At 41.6% G+C, this 15,682-nt stretch carries 15 protein-coding genes; 14 read left to right on the top strand and 1 reads right to left on the bottom strand.

Annotated features, from left to right (window positions below; genetic code table 11):
* The first annotated feature begins 1 nt into the window (after position 1).
* The 13 genes from ACQKFG_RS19180 (at position 2) to ACQKFG_RS19120 (ending at position 13,785) form a co-directional block, all read left to right on the top strand.
* Positions 2-1,447 carry an aldehyde dehydrogenase family protein gene (locus ACQKFG_RS19180; RefSeq protein WP_427561770.1) on the top strand — a complete coding sequence of 482 codons (1,446 nt, stop codon included), beginning with the start codon at positions 2-4 and terminating at the stop codon, positions 1,445-1,447.
* Between the two features lie 16 nt (positions 1,448-1,463).
* Positions 1,464-2,249: an aspartate dehydrogenase gene (gene nadX / locus ACQKFG_RS19175; protein WP_427561767.1), complete on the top strand. Its 786-nt coding sequence runs from the start codon at positions 1,464-1,466 to the stop codon at positions 2,247-2,249.
* A 38-nt stretch (positions 2,250-2,287) separates the two neighbouring features.
* On the top strand, positions 2,288-3,589 hold the full coding sequence (locus ACQKFG_RS19170) for an aromatic ring-hydroxylating oxygenase subunit alpha (RefSeq protein WP_427561764.1): 1,302 nt from the start codon (positions 2,288-2,290) through the stop codon (positions 3,587-3,589).
* A 21-nt stretch (positions 3,590-3,610) separates the two neighbouring features.
* Complete coding sequence (locus ACQKFG_RS19165; protein ID WP_076371322.1) at positions 3,611-4,120, top strand: aromatic-ring-hydroxylating dioxygenase subunit beta; 510 nt, start codon at positions 3,611-3,613, stop codon at positions 4,118-4,120.
* Between the two features lie 42 nt (positions 4,121-4,162).
* Complete coding sequence (locus ACQKFG_RS19160; RefSeq protein WP_427561760.1) at positions 4,163-4,951, top strand: SDR family NAD(P)-dependent oxidoreductase; 789 nt, start codon at positions 4,163-4,165, stop codon at positions 4,949-4,951.
* A gap of 40 nt (positions 4,952-4,991) precedes the next feature.
* Positions 4,992-5,951: a VOC family protein gene (locus tag ACQKFG_RS19155; RefSeq protein ID WP_427561757.1), complete on the top strand. Its 960-nt coding sequence runs from the start codon at positions 4,992-4,994 to the stop codon at positions 5,949-5,951.
* Positions 5,952-6,343: 392 nt separating this feature from the next.
* Positions 6,344-6,793 carry a CoxG family protein gene (locus ACQKFG_RS19150; RefSeq protein WP_427561754.1) on the top strand — a complete coding sequence of 150 codons (450 nt, stop codon included), beginning with the start codon at positions 6,344-6,346 and terminating at the stop codon, positions 6,791-6,793.
* A gap of 30 nt (positions 6,794-6,823) precedes the next feature.
* Positions 6,824-7,726 (top strand): FAD binding domain-containing protein, encoded by a 903-nt coding sequence (locus tag ACQKFG_RS19145; RefSeq protein WP_427562099.1) that lies wholly within the window; start codon positions 6,824-6,826, stop codon positions 7,724-7,726.
* Positions 7,726-8,202, top strand: coding sequence for a (2Fe-2S)-binding protein (locus ACQKFG_RS19140; RefSeq protein WP_192208260.1), 477 nt, complete (start codon positions 7,726-7,728; stop codon positions 8,200-8,202). The genes ACQKFG_RS19145 and ACQKFG_RS19140 overlap by 1 nt, the downstream gene beginning before the upstream one ends.
* A gap of 13 nt (positions 8,203-8,215) precedes the next feature.
* Positions 8,216-10,594, top strand: a complete 2,379-nt coding sequence (locus tag ACQKFG_RS19135; RefSeq protein WP_427561751.1) for a xanthine dehydrogenase family protein molybdopterin-binding subunit — start codon at positions 8,216-8,218, stop codon at positions 10,592-10,594.
* A 145-nt stretch (positions 10,595-10,739) separates the two neighbouring features.
* The gene (locus tag ACQKFG_RS19130) at positions 10,740-12,014 is read left to right on the top strand and encodes an MFS transporter (protein WP_427561748.1); all 1,275 of its coding nucleotides are present in this window, start codon (positions 10,740-10,742) and stop codon (positions 12,012-12,014) included.
* Between the two features lie 120 nt (positions 12,015-12,134).
* Positions 12,135-13,184 (top strand): XdhC family protein, encoded by a 1,050-nt coding sequence (locus tag ACQKFG_RS19125; RefSeq protein ID WP_427561745.1) that lies wholly within the window; start codon positions 12,135-12,137, stop codon positions 13,182-13,184.
* The gene (locus ACQKFG_RS19120) at positions 13,177-13,785 is read left to right on the top strand and encodes a nucleotidyltransferase family protein (RefSeq protein ID WP_342615666.1); all 609 of its coding nucleotides are present in this window, start codon (positions 13,177-13,179) and stop codon (positions 13,783-13,785) included. The genes ACQKFG_RS19125 and ACQKFG_RS19120 overlap by 8 nt, the downstream gene beginning before the upstream one ends.
* A gap of 224 nt (positions 13,786-14,009) precedes the next feature.
* On the opposite strand, the gene ACQKFG_RS19115 is transcribed toward ACQKFG_RS19120, so the two are convergent.
* Complete coding sequence (locus ACQKFG_RS19115; RefSeq protein WP_427561740.1) at positions 14,010-14,723, bottom strand: GntR family transcriptional regulator; 714 nt, start codon at positions 14,721-14,723, stop codon at positions 14,010-14,012.
* Between the two features lie 559 nt (positions 14,724-15,282).
* Between ACQKFG_RS19115 and ACQKFG_RS19110 the strand changes: the two genes are divergently transcribed.
* The coding region (locus ACQKFG_RS19110) for a pyridoxal-phosphate dependent enzyme (RefSeq protein WP_427561737.1) at positions 15,283-15,682 on the top strand (400 nt) is incomplete at its 3' end.

The raw sequence follows: 15,682 nt of genomic DNA, 5'->3' as shown, positions 1-15,682 counted from the left end.
AATGATTTCGACATACCCATTTGTTTCAGGAAAATACCTAGTTAATGGAGAATGGAAAGAATCGGCGGATAAAGTCGATGTAGTAAATCCGGCATATACATTGGAAGTAGTTGGCCAGGTGGCGAAATGCTCTGAAGAAATCGTGAATGACGCAATTGAAGCGGCAGAAAATGCTTTTGAAACGTGGTCTCGCTCTGATATCGGGGAACGGGCCAATCGGATGAACACTGCGGCAGAAGAACTCTCAAAAGTTATTGAGGAAAATGTTACAGTGTTTGTACGTGAAAATGGCAAAACACTTGTTGAAGCTAAAAAGGATTTACTGCGCTGTGTTGAAGTCATGAAGGGCTGTGCAGCAGAGTTACTTGATTGGTGGAAGCCTGAAGTGCTCCCAGGAAAACAAAAAGTCCAGATCCGAAGAAGGGCAAGGGGTGTCACGGCAATTATCACACCGTGGAACTCTCCAATGATATTAACCTTTAAACGGGTCATACCTGCTGTTTTGGCAGGCAATGCCGTTGTTGTAAAACCTGCAACGAATTGTCCGATAACGATAATGACCTGTTTAAAAGTAGTTGCTGAACATTTTCCTCCAGGGGTCATCAATATAATCTCGGGATCAGGAAAAGCGATCGGCGACAAACTATGTTCCGATTCACGCGTACGGACTTTGGCGTTTGTCGGAAGTACGGAAACCGGAAAAGATATCATGCAGAAATCAGCTGGAAATCTGCAAAAGGTATATATGGAACTTGGTGGAAATGATCCTGCCATCATTTTGGAAGATGCCAATATGGATGAAGCAGCCATCAAACGTTTGAGGATGGGGATATTACGAGCAGCGGGTCAGGTCTGTTCTGCAGTAAAAAGAGTGTACGTCCAAGAATCACGTTATGATGAGGTGGTGGAAAAGCTGACCAAAGAGTTTAGCCGGATGGTAATTGGTGATGGCATTCAGCCTGACGTGACAATGGGTCCATTGAATAATAAAGCACAATATGACTTTGTGAATGGCTTGATCGAACGTACCGCTAAATCAGGAGGAAATATAATCACGACTGGCATCCAGCTGAATCCGGAAACTTGGGATAAAGGTTATTATATGTGTCCTTCCATTATTACAGGCGTCGATCAGCAGAGCGAATTAGTTCGGGTGGAGCAATTCGGACCCATCATTCCAATTTTACCTTTCAATGGTATTGATGAAGCTGTAAAATTAGCGAATGATAGTGAGTTTGCCTTGCGTGCTTCTGTTTGGACCGAGAATGAAGATATCGCTGTCGAAATGGCAGATCGCCTTGAAGCTGGTGCTGTTTTCCATAATAATCATACCGTTTTCAGCGACTTGGCTCTGGATTTCCCAGGATTAAAAGAAAGTGGTGTTTCCCGGGAAACAAGACATTGCGGGCTGGAATTTTTTGCGGACTCATACGGGTTTGCTGATTGAGGAAGGATGAAACTACATGAAATTAGGTTTAATCGGATGCGGTAATATCGGTAAATTTCTGCTACAGGCCATTAATAAGGACGGGCTTCTTCCAGGTGGTAAAATCGTTGCGATTTATGCCCGCCGTGAAGAAGTCGCAGCACAACTAGCTGAAGAATTCAGGACACAGCCATATAGTGATGTCGATGAACTCCTTCAATCCGATGTAGAATTAGTCATAGAGGCTGCAACGATCGAAGCAGCTGAAGAGTATGCATTGAAAGTGCTTAAAAGTGGGAAGGATCTCTTGCTGAGCAGCATTGGCGTGATGGCGAATCGTGCCTTTGAAGAACAATCAAATCAGATTTGCAAAATGAATAACGTGAATATTCTCCTTCCGTCTGGTGCGATTGGAGGTCTCGATGTACTTAAGTCGGCAAAGGCGGTGAATGGCCTTGAAACTGTTTGCATCACCACAAGAAAACCGCCAAACGCATTGCCTGCAGGTTCTACAGTGACAGAAGAAACGGTATTATTTGAAGGATCTGCTGCAGAAGCGATCAAACAGTTTCCGAGAAACATTAATGTTGCGATTGTGCTGTCCATGGCTGGTCTTGGATCTGAAAAGACGAAAGTGAAAATCATTGCCGATCCGAATGTGTTAAAAAACCATCACCTGATAGAAGCGTCAGGTTCGTTCGGGAAACTGAAATTGGAAGTGGAAAATGATCCGATGCCAAATAATCCGAAAACGAGTTATTTAGCGGCATTAAGTGTTTTGGCTACTCTGCAAAATAAGGAAAAGAGCGTTCAAATCGGGTAAAGACTTATGATGTAAAGCTTGGAAGGGAGAGGAAAAGTATGCTTAAAACTGATAAATCCTTAGAAGAAATGTCGAAACAGCAAGTTATTAACTATCTGAATGAAACGGTTAAACCAGAGGAAGGCGCTATACCTGCATACCTCCTTGGAGACCCAAAGGTTTATGATATAGAACATGAAAAAGTGTTTTTGAAAACATGGGTTTTTATCGGTCATGATTCTGAAGTACCCAACAAAGGAGACTTCATGACCCGTGAACTGGCTGGCTACTCGCTCATCATCACTCGTGATGGTGAAGGGGAAATCAGGGCGTTTTATAATATGTGCACACATCGCGGAATGAAACTATGCCGTGCAGATAAAGGAAACAAGTCATTATTTACGTGTCCCTACCATGGGTTTAATTTCAAAAACACTGGTGAGCTCGTAGGGGTGCCTTTACAAAAGGACATATACGGGGGCAACCTTGACCGGTCGGAAATGGGCCTTCACAAAGTGAAGCTTGAATCCTATAAAGGTCTTTTATTTGGAACTTGGAATGAAGAAGCCGAGCCGCTTGAAGAGTTTCTTGGAGACATTAAATGGTATTTGGATATACTCGTAGGTCGTGCAGAAATGGAAGTAATCGGGGTTCCGCAAAGATTCGTAGTCAATTCCAACTGGAAAGTTGGTTCCGATAACTTTGTTGGTGATTCCTATCACACGATGGTCACACACGGTTCCATTGCCAAACTGGGCATGGTTCCAAATGCTACCTATTCAAAGCGCGGTTTTCAAATCCATACAGATAACGGGCATGGACTGAACTTAGGGACACCTAACCCTGAATTCGCTTTCCCGGAAGAATTGAAAGAAGAATTTAAAACTAATTTGTCTGAAGAACAATATGGAGTGTTATCAAACTTAAAGAATATGATTGGGAACGTTTTCCCCAATTTATCATTTTTAATATCCCATACAAAAATCAAGGACCAATTCATCTCCAACACTTCAATTAGAATGTGGCGGCCAATCGGTCACAATAAAATGGAAGTGATCGCTTGGATGCTCGTGGAAAAGAACGCCTCCCAAGATTGGAAAGATAGATCAAGAGATTCATTTATATTGACCTTTAGCCCATCCGGTATTTTCGAACAGGATGATACGGAAGTGTTTACGGATATTACTGAAGCAGCCCAAGGCCCAATGCCTTTCCTAAAGAATCTAACCTACAATTATACAATGGGTCTTCATCGTGAACCAGTTGATTTTATAGGACCGGGTGTTGCTTACGATGATAAATTCACTGAAGCGAGCCAAAGGAATTTTTACAAATACTGGCTTGAATTAATGACGAAATGATAAGCGGGAGGGGGAACGGAAATGAATGTGGAGAAAATGTTGCTCAAATGTGAATTTGAACAGTGGCTGTATGATGAAGCTCAACTATTGGATGATATTGAATTTGATGATTGGTTCGATTTAATGCACTCGAGCTTGCGTTATCAAATGCCTGTACGTGTAAATAAAGAAGGTGTGGAACGCCCGGATTATTCAACGGAAATGTTTACATTTAATGATGATATTGAGCTGCTTAAACTGCGCGTGGATCGTTTGAAAACGGATTATGCTTGGGCGGAAATACCGCCGTCAAGAACACGGCGTTTTGTCTCTAATGTACGCGTTAAAGACTATGTTGAAGGTGAAAAGGCAGTTGTCAAGAGCTATTTGCTTATCTATCGGAGCCGCAGCACGGATATTCAACATGATTTGATTTCGGGGGAACGAAATGATGAATTCATTTTCGAAGAAGGTAAATGGAAACTTTCCAAACGGATATTCATTGTTGATCAATCAACGATAAATACCAGAAATCTTGCTATCTTCGTATAATATTGACTTGGATAAAAAGAGATAACAAGGAGGCTGGAATCAATGGCAATGGCGTTAAAGGATAAAGTAGTGTTGATTACCGGGGGCAATTCAGGTATCGGAGAGGCTGTCACTAGACGTTTTATACAAGAAGGGGCAAAAGTCAGCATCATCGGCCGCTCGATAGAAACGCTAAAGAAAATGAAAGAGGAATTTGGTGAAGAGATTATCATTAACCAAGGCGATGTAAGCAAATATGAAGACAATGAGAGGGCTGTACAGGCCACAGTCGAGCAATTTGGAAAGCTGGACGTTTTCGTTGCTAATGCAGGTGTCTTTGATGGATTTGCTAAATTTGCCGACGTAACTCCCGATGCACTTTCCGAAGCATATGATTTTCTGATCGATATTAACGTTAAAGGATCTTTTTTCGGTGCTAAAGCCGCTCTTGAAGAATTGCAAAAAACGAATGGCAATATTATTTTCACCGTATCCGGTGCCAGTTTTTATCCGGATGGCGGCGGGGTGTGGTACACAGCAAGCAAGCATGCCCAAATAGGATTGATGCGCCAACTTGCCTTTGAACTTGCTCCTAACATTAGGGTGAATGCTGTAGCGCCTGGTGGCACTCTGACAGCATTATCGGTCATTCCTCCCCTACGTCCATTCGTTAAAATCGTGGATAATGAAACGAAGGCAAATAGCATTAAAAAAAGAAACCCTCTTCAGCTTGCACAGATCCCCGAAGATCATGTAGCAGCATATGTCCTGTTAGCATCGGACGCAGCGCGTGCAATTACCGGCGAAGTCATCTCCAGTGATGGAGGATTGTCAGTTCGCGGACTGGGTTGAGTTCATTTCAAAATAAACTATGGGAAGAAGGTTTATAAGTATGGCCGAATCACTATTGGGCAATAGGAAGATTAATCAACTCGCATTTGTTGTAAAAGATATTGAGGCTGCTAATCTAGCTTTCACAAGACTGCTGGGCATAAAGAAGGCAGAACCATTTCTAACCGGTGAAAGTTCTGTTTCGAAAGTCACTTTTAGAGGTGTACCAACGGGATCACAATCCAAACTGGCTTTTCTGAATACACCTACCGTCCAATTCGAACTTATACAACCCGATAAAAATCCAGGAACGATGCGAGAGTTCCTGGATGAAGTAGGTGAGGGGATTCACCATATAGCGTTTGATGTAGACTCTATCCAAAAGAGGCTGCCAATCATGGAGAATAGCGGCTACCCAGCTTTGCAAACAGGTGAATTCACTTCAAGTGACGGCCGATATGTATATGTGGATACACTGGATGATCACAAAACATTAGTTGAACTGCTTGAAAGTGCAGAGCCAAGAAAAACGGCATGGGAGAGACCAGAAGATGCAAGCGTTCAGCCGCTATTAGGGACCAACAAAGTGGAACAGCTTGCCTTAGTTGTAAAAGACCTGGATGCGGCCGCGGATGCATATTGTAAGTTATTGGGTATTGAAAAGCCTCCCATCATTCATTCTAGTTCAACAGATATTACAAACGTGATATACAAAGGGAAGCCCACTGAAGGGAAATCAAAATATATGTTCATCGATACCCCGTTAATTCAAATTGAATTGATCGAGCCGGGCGAATCACCTAGTACGTGGAAAGATCATCTTGAAACATATGGTGAGGGTGTTCACCATATCTCTTTTGTCGTTAAAGACATGGAGGATAAAATGAAGATGTTAGAAGAAATGGGCTATCCGGTCATACAGACAGGTAACTTTTTTAACGGAAAAGGCAGATATGCCTATATGGATACCACATCGACCTATAAAGTGATTATTGAATTGTTAGAACGTTTTGATGAGTAAACATGTATCGATGGATCATAAAAAGGTTTCAGCAGAGCACTTGTAACTTACATTTTTAGAAATAACGAACTCCAGTGGTCATTAAATCGAAAACCTAGCCATTTTCCCTCCTATTCAGCTGATTAACTTACTGTACTAGTGAAACCGTAAAAAGCATATACAAGGCAATGGGCAGGAAGGGGACTTCAACCATGGCCTTGTACGGTTGGCATAATAATGACAAATTTAACAACAAAACGGGAAAAAACAATTGACAAATAATTCAGAATATAAATATTATTAAAGGTAGTTATTGGTTTGAAAATTTTTTAAACTAAGATGTATACATGTATGCAGATGAAATGTTGTTTTTTCTAGGGAACAAAAGGTTAAAAAAATTGGGGGCTGAAAAAATGGAGATATCCGGAAAAATAAACTTTGATTATAGCGCAGAAGTGATTTGGGAAGCCATGCATAATCCGGAATTGCTCAAGAATGCCATTCCAGGATGTCAAGACCTTTCATTGGTTGCAGCTGGCGAATATGATGTTGAACTAAAGCTTGGTGTTGCAGCTGTAAAAGGTGACTACACGGGAAAGGTGAAATTGAAGGATTTGGAAGTTCCTTATCAGTATATTTTAAATGCTGAAGGCAGCGGGAAGCCAGGTTTTGTTTCTGCCGAAATGGACTGTAAAATCGTTCCAGCTGGTGATGGTTGTCAATTGATTTGGGAATGCAACGCAGATATAGGTGGAATGATCGCTGGTGTGGGAAGCAGGGTTATTGGTGGTATTGCAAAATTCATGGCAGGTAAATTCTTTAAAGATATGGAGAAACAGTTAAAAACTCATCAAAGAATTTAATGCCGGTCATTCAAAGCATTTAAACGATGTATCACGAATGGAGGGGTTCCTATCAAACCAGCTAAGTTTAATTACCTTCGGCCTTCGAGTTTGGAAGAAGCTGTGCACTATTTATCAGAATACGGGGAAGATGCGAAGATTTTATCCGGTGGACAAAGTTTGATCCCATTATTGAATATGAGACTTTCAACGCCAAAATACCTTATTGATATAGGCAGGGCTGAGGGGTTGAGCTATATACAAGAAGAAGGTGAATCACTGGTCATCGGTGCTTTGACGAAACACAGGGAAATTGAAAAATCCGAGTTGGTTAAGGAGAAGTGTCCATTGTTATCGGAAGCAATACGGTGGGTAGGCCATGAACAAATACGCAATCGAGGAACTGTTGGTGGCAGTATCGCCCATGGTGATCCATCTGCGGAGCTACCATGCGTTTTAACCGCTTTAAGAGGAGGAGTAGTCATTGCCGATGTAAACGGCGAAGAAATAGTAAGCCCTGAAGATTTTTTCCTAACCTATATGCTTACATCCTTACAGCCGGATCAATTGGTTAAAGAGATTCGGTTCCCGATATTGAAGCCGACTAGTGGATCGGCATTTGTTGAAGTGGCCAGAAGGCATGGGGATTTTGGTTTGGTTGAGGTGGCTGCAGTAGTTGATCTAAGTGAAGATGGAAGTTTTTCTGAGGTTAAATTAGCCATAGGTGGCGTGAATTCCGTTCCTACAGCTTTAGGGGATGTGGAAAGGCTTTTGGTTGGAAAGGAACCGACTGAGGAGAGTTATAAGGATGCGAGTGTTTTAACAATGGAGATGATCGAACCTGAATCCGATCTCCACGGTACTGCTGAATATAGAAGGGAACTATCTGGTACGATGGTCATCCGGGCCTTAAAGCAAGCGACCATTCGTGCACAAGGGGGCAGGGTGATGTGATGGATGGAGTTAAGATAAATCTAAAAGTAAACGGACAAGATATATCGAGGGAAGTAGACTCTAGATTGCTATTATCGGATTTTATCAGGGAGAGCCTGTACCTTACTGGAACACATATTGGCTGTGAACATGGAGTTTGCGGAGCTTGTACAATCCATGTTAACGGTGATCCAGTCCGCTCATGTTTAATGCTTGCAGTCCAAGCGGATGGATGTGAAGTCAAGACGGTGGAGTCACTTATCCAGGAGAATGGGAAGCTTAATTACCTACAGCAAGCATTTTCGGATAATCATGCCCTGCAATGCGGATTTTGTACTCCAGGATTTTTGATGACGGTTTCAGGTTTCCTGGAAGAAAATTCAAAACCTAGTGAAGATGAAATAAAAAAATGCATTTCAGGAAATTTATGTCGTTGCACCGGTTACTCCAACATTATTAAAGCTGTGAAGCAGGCTGCGCAAACTGTGTCTAATTAAGGAGGGAACAGGCATGACAAAATACGTTGGCCAAAGTGTTAAGCGGAGGGAAGATTATCGTTTGGTTACAGGTACAGGGCAATTCGTGGGAGATATCCGAATGGCAAATATGGTTGAAGCAGTCTTTGTCCGCAGCACACATGCACATGCCACAATCAAAGGGATTGATATCTCCGAAGCTCAGGCATTGGAAGGGGTGCATGTCATTCTCACCGGAATGGATATAGAAGGAATCATAAAGCCTCTTGTCCAATTTGAATCACATTGTGCTTTGCCCCCGAATCTAGAGGAAGCGATCAATCCCACTATCCATTATTGTTATGAAGATGTCCTGGCAAAGAATAAGGTGATGTATGTAGGGCAACCCATTGCAGTCGTCGTTGCAGATAACAGGTATGTGGCCGAAGATGCAGCAGATTTAATAAAAGTGGAATATGAAACGCTAACAGTGGTTGTCGATCCATTCAAGTCATTGGAAAAAGACGCACCATTGATTCAAGAGCATTTAAAGAATAACGTCCAGTCAGACTTCCATGTTACGACTGGAAATGCTGTACAGTCCCTTAAAGATGCAGATCAAATTCTCAAGGCAAGAATCCAAACGCCTAGAGTTTCTTCCAACCCGCTCGAAACGAGGGGGGTCGTTTCCACCTATGAAAACCGTACAGATCAATTTCATGTTTATTCTTCCACTCAACTTCCTTTTGAGATTAGAACTTATATTGCTAGATCATTGGATTTGGTTGAACAGCAAATCAGGGTGACCGCACCTGACGTAGGTGGTGGTTTCGGACCAAAAGGTGGGGTTCACCCAGAAGAAATCTTAATTCCATATCTTTCGAAGTTATTGAAGAGACCTGTCAAGTGGATTGAAGATCGTCTAGAACATATGACAAGTGCACGCCATTCACGGGATCAAATCCATGATGTGGAGGTTGCTTTTAACCAGGATGGCACTATTTTGGGAATTAAAGATCACTTCATTATAGATAGTGGTGCTGTAAATTATTTTGGATTAACATGTGCCTACAATAGTGCCTACCATTTAAGGGGAGCATATAAGATTCCAAACTATGATGTTACTTGCCAGATTGTCTTAACGAATAAAACACCGAATGTTCCCTTTCGGGGAGCAGGGAGACCAGAGGTCGTTTTCGTAATGGATCGAATTATCGATATGGTCGCTAGAAGGTTGAAAAAAGATCCAGTGGAAGTAATGCGAAAGAACATGATTCAAGCGGAGGATATGCCTTATGACCAAGGGATTTTGGTTAAAGATGGTGCGAAGCTGATTTATGATAGCGGGGACTATCCCGCTGCATTGGATCAAGGTTTGAAAATGATTGATTATGAAGGATTTAGAGAGCAGCAAAAAGAGTTGAAGAAGCAAGGAAAGCTAGTCGGTGTCGGCATTTCCACATATGTAGAAGGAACAGGTGCTGGCCCATTCGAAAGTGCCTATGTAACGATTGATGGTAGCGGTCAGGTCGTGGCATACCTTGGATCTTCTCCGCAGGGGCAGGGTCACGAAACGGTATTCTCCCAAATCTGTGCGGATGAATTAATGCTTAGTCCAAATGATATTACAATAAGGGTCGGGGATACAACGAACTTGGCCTTTGGGGCCGGAACATATGCAAGCCGGAGTGCAGTGAATGCTGGATCGGCCATTCAAATTGCTTCAGCGAAATTAAGGGGAAAAGTATTGGCTGTCGCAGCTGCCATGCTTGAAGTTGAATTCTCGGATTTACAAATGGAAAATGGCAAAGTCTTTGTTAAGACAGATCCTGAAAAATGTGTGACCTATAAGGAAATTGCTAAAGCGGCACGTCCAGGAAACAGGTGCAAGGTACCTGGTGGAATGGAGCCAGGCCTGCAAGTCACACATTACTTCGTTCCGCCCACTGTTACTTTTTCATCGTCCGTCCATATAGCCATGGTGGAAGTGGATAAGGAAACAGGTTTAGTCGAGTTGAAAGGTTATAGTGTGGTACATGACGCAGGAAAGGTCATCAATCCAATGATCGTGGATGGTCAAGTGCAGGGTGGCATAGCCCAGGGAATTGGTGCAGCTCTATTTGAAGAAGTCGTTTACGATGAGAAAGGCCAACTTTTGACCGGATCTTATATGGATTATTTATTGCCGACATCCATGGAAATCCCGACTGTAGAAAAGTCCCATCAAGAATTCCTCTCTACCAGAAATCCACTTGGCATCAAGGGAGTAGGTGAAGGTGGAGCCATTTCCCCGCCTGCAGCCATTGCGAATGCGGTTGTTGATGCGCTCGATCCATTAGAAATCACGATCAATCAATTGCCCATTAGTCCAAGCAAACTCCGTAATTGGATTAAGGAAGCGGAAAGGAAAAAGTTCAAGATCGAAATAGGTTAAAAAATTCGTTTAGCAGTTCAGAATTCATTGTTGATGGATTCTACCCTATACCATGACAGAACGACAGACGAGCATGAAAATGGAAGGTGTAAATAGGGGATTACACTAGTTACGAAAATTTTCATGATAATAGGGGCTGATTTTTTTGAATAATTTAAATCCACAATTGCATAATCCATCGGGCAAAATGACGAATACCCGTTGGTTCTTCACGGCTTTTCCTTTGCTTGTTCTTTTCACTGTTTCCATGATGGATAAGGCAAATATTAATATTTTGCTTGCCAACAAGCCTTTTCTAACTGATTTGGGTATTGATGGTAATTTGGTGAAAGGAACACTTAGCAGCATATTTTTAGTAACTTATGCTTTTGGTCAATTGGCTTGGGGCTTTATCGTTGATAAGATAGGTGCACTGCGCAGTGGTTTCATCGGGATCGCTCTGTGGGTATTTGCGATGGTGTTAGGTGGGATGGCCGATTCCATCAGTGCGATTTTATGGTCCAGGGCCATATTGGGAATCGGTGAAGGAGTCCTGTATCCAATGGCATTGAAATTGACCTCAAGCTGGTTCCCGCAGAATGAACAAGCAAAGGCACAGACAACTTGGTATAACGGAAATGCGATAGGACCGGTTGTTGGGCTTCCGCTAATAGCAATCATAGCCTCCACATATGGCTGGCGGGAAAGCTACTTCATACTTGCGGCATTATCTGTCGTTTGTTTGATTTTATTCTTGATCATGACAAGAGATAATCCGGCTAAGCATTATGCGGTTAATTCAATGGAGTTAAACTATATTCAAAGTAATCAAAAAGTGGGGGGGACTCCAACAGCAAGTAAAGATAATGTTAAAGCGGTTCTTGCGAGTCCGATGTTCTGGATCTTAACGATTGTTTATTCTTGCATTTCCATTGCCTATTATGGGATTTCGACCTTTTTACCAAGTTATTTGACAGAAGAAAAAGGGATTGCTTTTGTAAATTCCGCTGTTATAAATGCCGGTGGATTCGCATTAGCCATTGTTGTACAAGTGGTGGCTGGGTTTCTATCTGATCGATTCATGAAGAGGGCGATTTTTGTAGGCGGGGCATGTGGGCTTATCATCATTTTCATGCTTTTCTCCCTTTTCACTGCTAACAGCACAGTTGCTGCCGTCTTGAGCATTTTATTGATTGGTCTTTTGTTTATGCCAGCTGCGCTAACCATGACCATGCTTCACCGTGTCGCATCACCCGATGTAATGGGGAGCATCAGTGGGGTTTTCGGCTGTGTATCTTATTTAATTGCAGCTCTTGGACCCATGGTTGTCGGTTTATTCAGTCAAATGAGCGGTTCATATAATGGCGGGTTTATTGCCCTTTTATGTTTTGTAGCCCTCTCCCTTTTCTTGAGTGTTTTCTTAGTCAGAAAAGGATATTAGTGCTCTAATTTAAATCATTGAAAATGAATGGGGAAGAGAGACAAATACGGTATTTTCGATTTGTCTCCCTTTTTCTGCTTCCAAATATGTGAATACCAGATTTAGAGGAGGGGGTTAAGGATGTCAAGGTTACAAGAATTAAAAGACGTGCTGGAAAATATAAGTTCCGCATGGGAGCGGCACGAAAAAGCAGCAATGGTCATGCAGATAAGTGTCAAGGGTTCCGCATATAGACTTCCAGGCGCAAAAATGATGATGGCATCGGACGGCCGTATGTTTGGTACGATAAGTGGCGGATGTTTGGAAAGCGATTTATATGGCTGGGCGGAAAAAGCTATGGAATCCAACGCTTGCGTTATACACCAATATGACTTGAGCGAGAATGAAATTTGGGGGTTGGGAATAGGTTGCAAAGGTCAATTGGATATATTTATCCTCCCTATTGAGCCAGATGACGAATTCTGGATGATGACATATCAAATTGTCCAAAAAGGTCAGAGTTTCACCATGATATTGGATGTATCCTCCGGTAATGGTTTAATCGTCGATAAATATGGTAACCTCATTGGAAATCATGGAAGTGTGCCATCTGAAGTCGTTGAAAAAGCAAGGAGGGTAATGGATACTCAAACTCGGGCAGAATTGGTGAATCTGGAGGGAAAACGATATCTAATTGATGCTATTAAGCCCAGTGAACAATTGATTATTGCCGGGGCTGGCATGGATGCTGTTCCAGTTGTCGAATTGGCAGCAAAAGCAGGCTTTTCCGTAACGGTATTGGATTCACGCAAGAGTTTCAATAATGATCGCTTGTTTCCATTGGCTTCGAATTTGCAAAAATGCCCAGATGAAATAGACCCTTCTGAATTTACTGGATCATGGTGGGTAGTCATGAATCATATCCAGTCATTAGATGAGAAAACCCTACAAGTGGCATTGAAAAGTGCCCCACGATATATTGGGGTGCTTGGCCCAATATCCCGTACAACGGAAATGCTTAATACAATTGGAGAAGACTTCAACAGCGGTCCAATCCACTCACCAATTGGTTTGGATATCGGTGCTGAAACGATGGAAGAAGTTGCACTAAGTATTGTGTCGGAATTGATGTCTGTTAGAAATGGAAGATTTCCTGCACCCTTGCATGGCAAAGTGAAGATTCATGCCTAAAATAGGCGCAATCATACTTGCGGCAGGCATGTCGATTCGAATGGGTGAACCTAAACTGTTACTTCCTTTGCGGGGACAACCTCTATTTCGTCATGCCATTGATTCTATCCTTGGCAGCCCTGTGCAGCCCATCTATTTGGTTGCCGGTAAATATATAGAAGAAATCCGTCAACATAGTGAAGACTATCCAGAAATGAAGATTATTCATAATCCGAATTATGCAGATGGAATGTCCACTTCTCTAAAACTAGGAGTTCAATCCATCAAAGAAAATGTGGATGCAGTCATGATCTTCCTTGCGGATCAGCCCCTTATTTCCCGTGTCATCATACAATCTTTAATAGATAAATATATTCAGTGTAAAGATGAAGGAGTACGGATCGTTCGACCAAAATATAAAGGGGAAGTAGGACATCCGATACTAGTGGATGCAGTATTACTCAATGAATTCCATTCAATAAATGGTGATCAAGGTGGTAAAAGCATCATCAAAAAATATGAGGCGGTGACAGAGACCGTTTCTTTTGACAATTCGATGTGGGGATTTGACATTGACACGCCTGAAGACTTCCAAAAAGTGAAATTGCATTTGTATTCATAATGCAAAACAGTTGATATGAAATAAATGATCCTGAATGGAATACTAAGTTCGGCCGAATAAATCATTGGAAGGTTGGAAAAAGCAGCGGAACAGCCGGAAAAAGAGAGGGAAGGCCGATATAATCCCCTAATCGTTCGAAATGCTGCCTTGAAGAGTTATATATTAAAAGGGTTCCTACAATTGCGGACTGAATACTCGCAATTAGGCACCCTTTAATGTTAATTTTATTCGGATACATGTTTTATGTAATCAAGATAATATTCAAAGTTTTTTTGGATATGGATCGTATTGACCTTTATTGCTTTTTCTACATCTTTGTCACGAATGGCATGGATTAGCTGTAAGTGCTCATTGTTTCGTTCCTCATACCAAGATTTATCAACCATTGTAACATCTTCATTACGGGCCGATAAAAAGGAAATTCGAAAAGATAGCCATAACGAATCCGTAGTTTTTTGGAGAAAGGTATTTCTCGAGTAGGAATATAATAAGCGGTGAAATTCAATGTTTGCTCGACTTGCCGCTATTCGGTCATTACTATTAATTGCTTGTTGCAGTTTATCCGTTGCCCATTCCAGTTTTTTTAATTCCTCTTCCGTAATTCCTTCACAAGCTTTTTGTATCGAATAGTTTTCGAGCATTTTCCTGATTTCCAATTCCTGGTGTAAAAGTTCAATATCCACATTGGATATGACCATCCCTATACCAGGTTTCACCTGAAGCAAATTTTCCTGTTCCAATTTCCTCAAAGCTTCACGAACCGGTGTACGGCTGCAATTGAATTGTTGAGCGATATCATCTTCCGTTAAACGATCTCCAGGCAAAAAAATCCCTTCAATGATCGCATTTTTTATAACAAAAAATATAGCTTCCCTTAAGGGCTTAGAAGAATAATGTTCTATTTGTTCTGTAATATATTGATAGTGATTAGTTTCCATGGTGCTCCTTTCTAAAATCCAATTATATACAAGTATATTTATTTTATCTTAAAAAACGATTGAAGTCATTGCAATGCTTCAGACTTTTAATTATTTATACTATTCAATGGGGAGGGTCCGTTTCTGTTTTGGCACAACAAATGATTTAGAGTTTTAGTTCATATAAAAATGTGGTTTAAATGATCTATGAAACAATTATAACCAAACACGCCCACAAGGCTATCTTTCCTTATTGGCAAGTTATAAAATTCAGGGAAGCCCCACCCGTCCTGAAACTAGGGAACTGCCTGATAATATTAGGGGAAACAAGGGTGTCATAAAATAAGCGGAAGTAAACTTACAGTAAAAATCGGTTTGGATATGTGTCACTTTGCCGCGATGATTGTTGTATATGGAGAATTCTATCCTGCTAGAAGTACATTGAAGTTGCTCGATTACCCAAAGGTGCTATGATGGAAAAGGAGTGTTTGCCATTATTTATTATCTAAAGTAAAGAGAACATCAGATTGATATTCTTTTTTCTTTAATGTACAACAGAGAATACAGGAGGAGTTTTTAAATGAATTTAGCGCAATTTCCCAGAAAACGATATACACCAACATATACACCGATTGAAAGATTAGATCATTTTTCTGAAGTTCTTGGGGGCCCATCCATTTATGTTAAACGAGATGATATGCTTGGTTTGACGGCTGGGGGGAATAAAACAAGAAAGCTGGAATTCCTTGTTGCCGATGCATTGGATAAAGGTGCGGATACGTTGATTACATGTGGAGGCATTCAATCCAATCATTGCCGCTTGACACTAGCTGCTGCCGTTAAAGAGAAAATGAAGTGCATTCTTGTGTTGGAAGAAGGTCTTGCAAATTCTGAACCAGATTTTAACGGTAACTATTTTCTCTATCATTTATTGGGCGCTGAACAAATCAAAGTAGTGCCTAATGGAGCGGACTTAATGC

It is taken from the genome of Peribacillus sp. NPDC076916 (assembly GCF_050269675.1).
GTDB lineage: Bacteria > Bacillota > Bacilli > Bacillales > DSM-1321 > Peribacillus > Peribacillus aracenensis.
This window is presented reverse-complemented; position numbering and strand designations above follow the sequence as displayed.

Coding starts and splice junctions, on each gene's coding strand:
- ACQKFG_RS19165 (WP_076371322.1), top strand. CDS start 3,611: ATGAATGTGGAGAAAATGTTGCTCAAATGTGAATTTGAACAGTGGCTG.
- ACQKFG_RS19120 (WP_342615666.1), top strand. CDS start 13,177: ATGCCTAAAATAGGCGCAATCATACTTGCGGCAGGCATGTCGATTCGA.
- ACQKFG_RS19160 (WP_427561760.1), top strand. CDS start 4,163: ATGGCAATGGCGTTAAAGGATAAAGTAGTGTTGATTACCGGGGGCAAT.
- ACQKFG_RS19140 (WP_192208260.1), top strand. CDS start 7,726: ATGGATGGAGTTAAGATAAATCTAAAAGTAAACGGACAAGATATATCG.
- ACQKFG_RS19150 (WP_427561754.1), top strand. CDS start 6,344: ATGGAGATATCCGGAAAAATAAACTTTGATTATAGCGCAGAAGTGATT.
- ACQKFG_RS19115 (WP_427561740.1), bottom strand. CDS start 14,723: ATGGAAACTAATCACTATCAATATATTACAGAACAAATAGAACATTAT.
- ACQKFG_RS19170 (WP_427561764.1), top strand. CDS start 2,288: ATGCTTAAAACTGATAAATCCTTAGAAGAAATGTCGAAACAGCAAGTT.
- ACQKFG_RS19135 (WP_427561751.1), top strand. CDS start 8,216: ATGACAAAATACGTTGGCCAAAGTGTTAAGCGGAGGGAAGATTATCGT.
- ACQKFG_RS19125 (WP_427561745.1), top strand. CDS start 12,135: ATGTCAAGGTTACAAGAATTAAAAGACGTGCTGGAAAATATAAGTTCC.
- nadX (WP_427561767.1), top strand. CDS start 1,464: ATGAAATTAGGTTTAATCGGATGCGGTAATATCGGTAAATTTCTGCTA.
- ACQKFG_RS19155 (WP_427561757.1), top strand. CDS start 4,992: ATGGCCGAATCACTATTGGGCAATAGGAAGATTAATCAACTCGCATTT.
- ACQKFG_RS19180 (WP_427561770.1), top strand. CDS start 2: ATGATTTCGACATACCCATTTGTTTCAGGAAAATACCTAGTTAATGGA.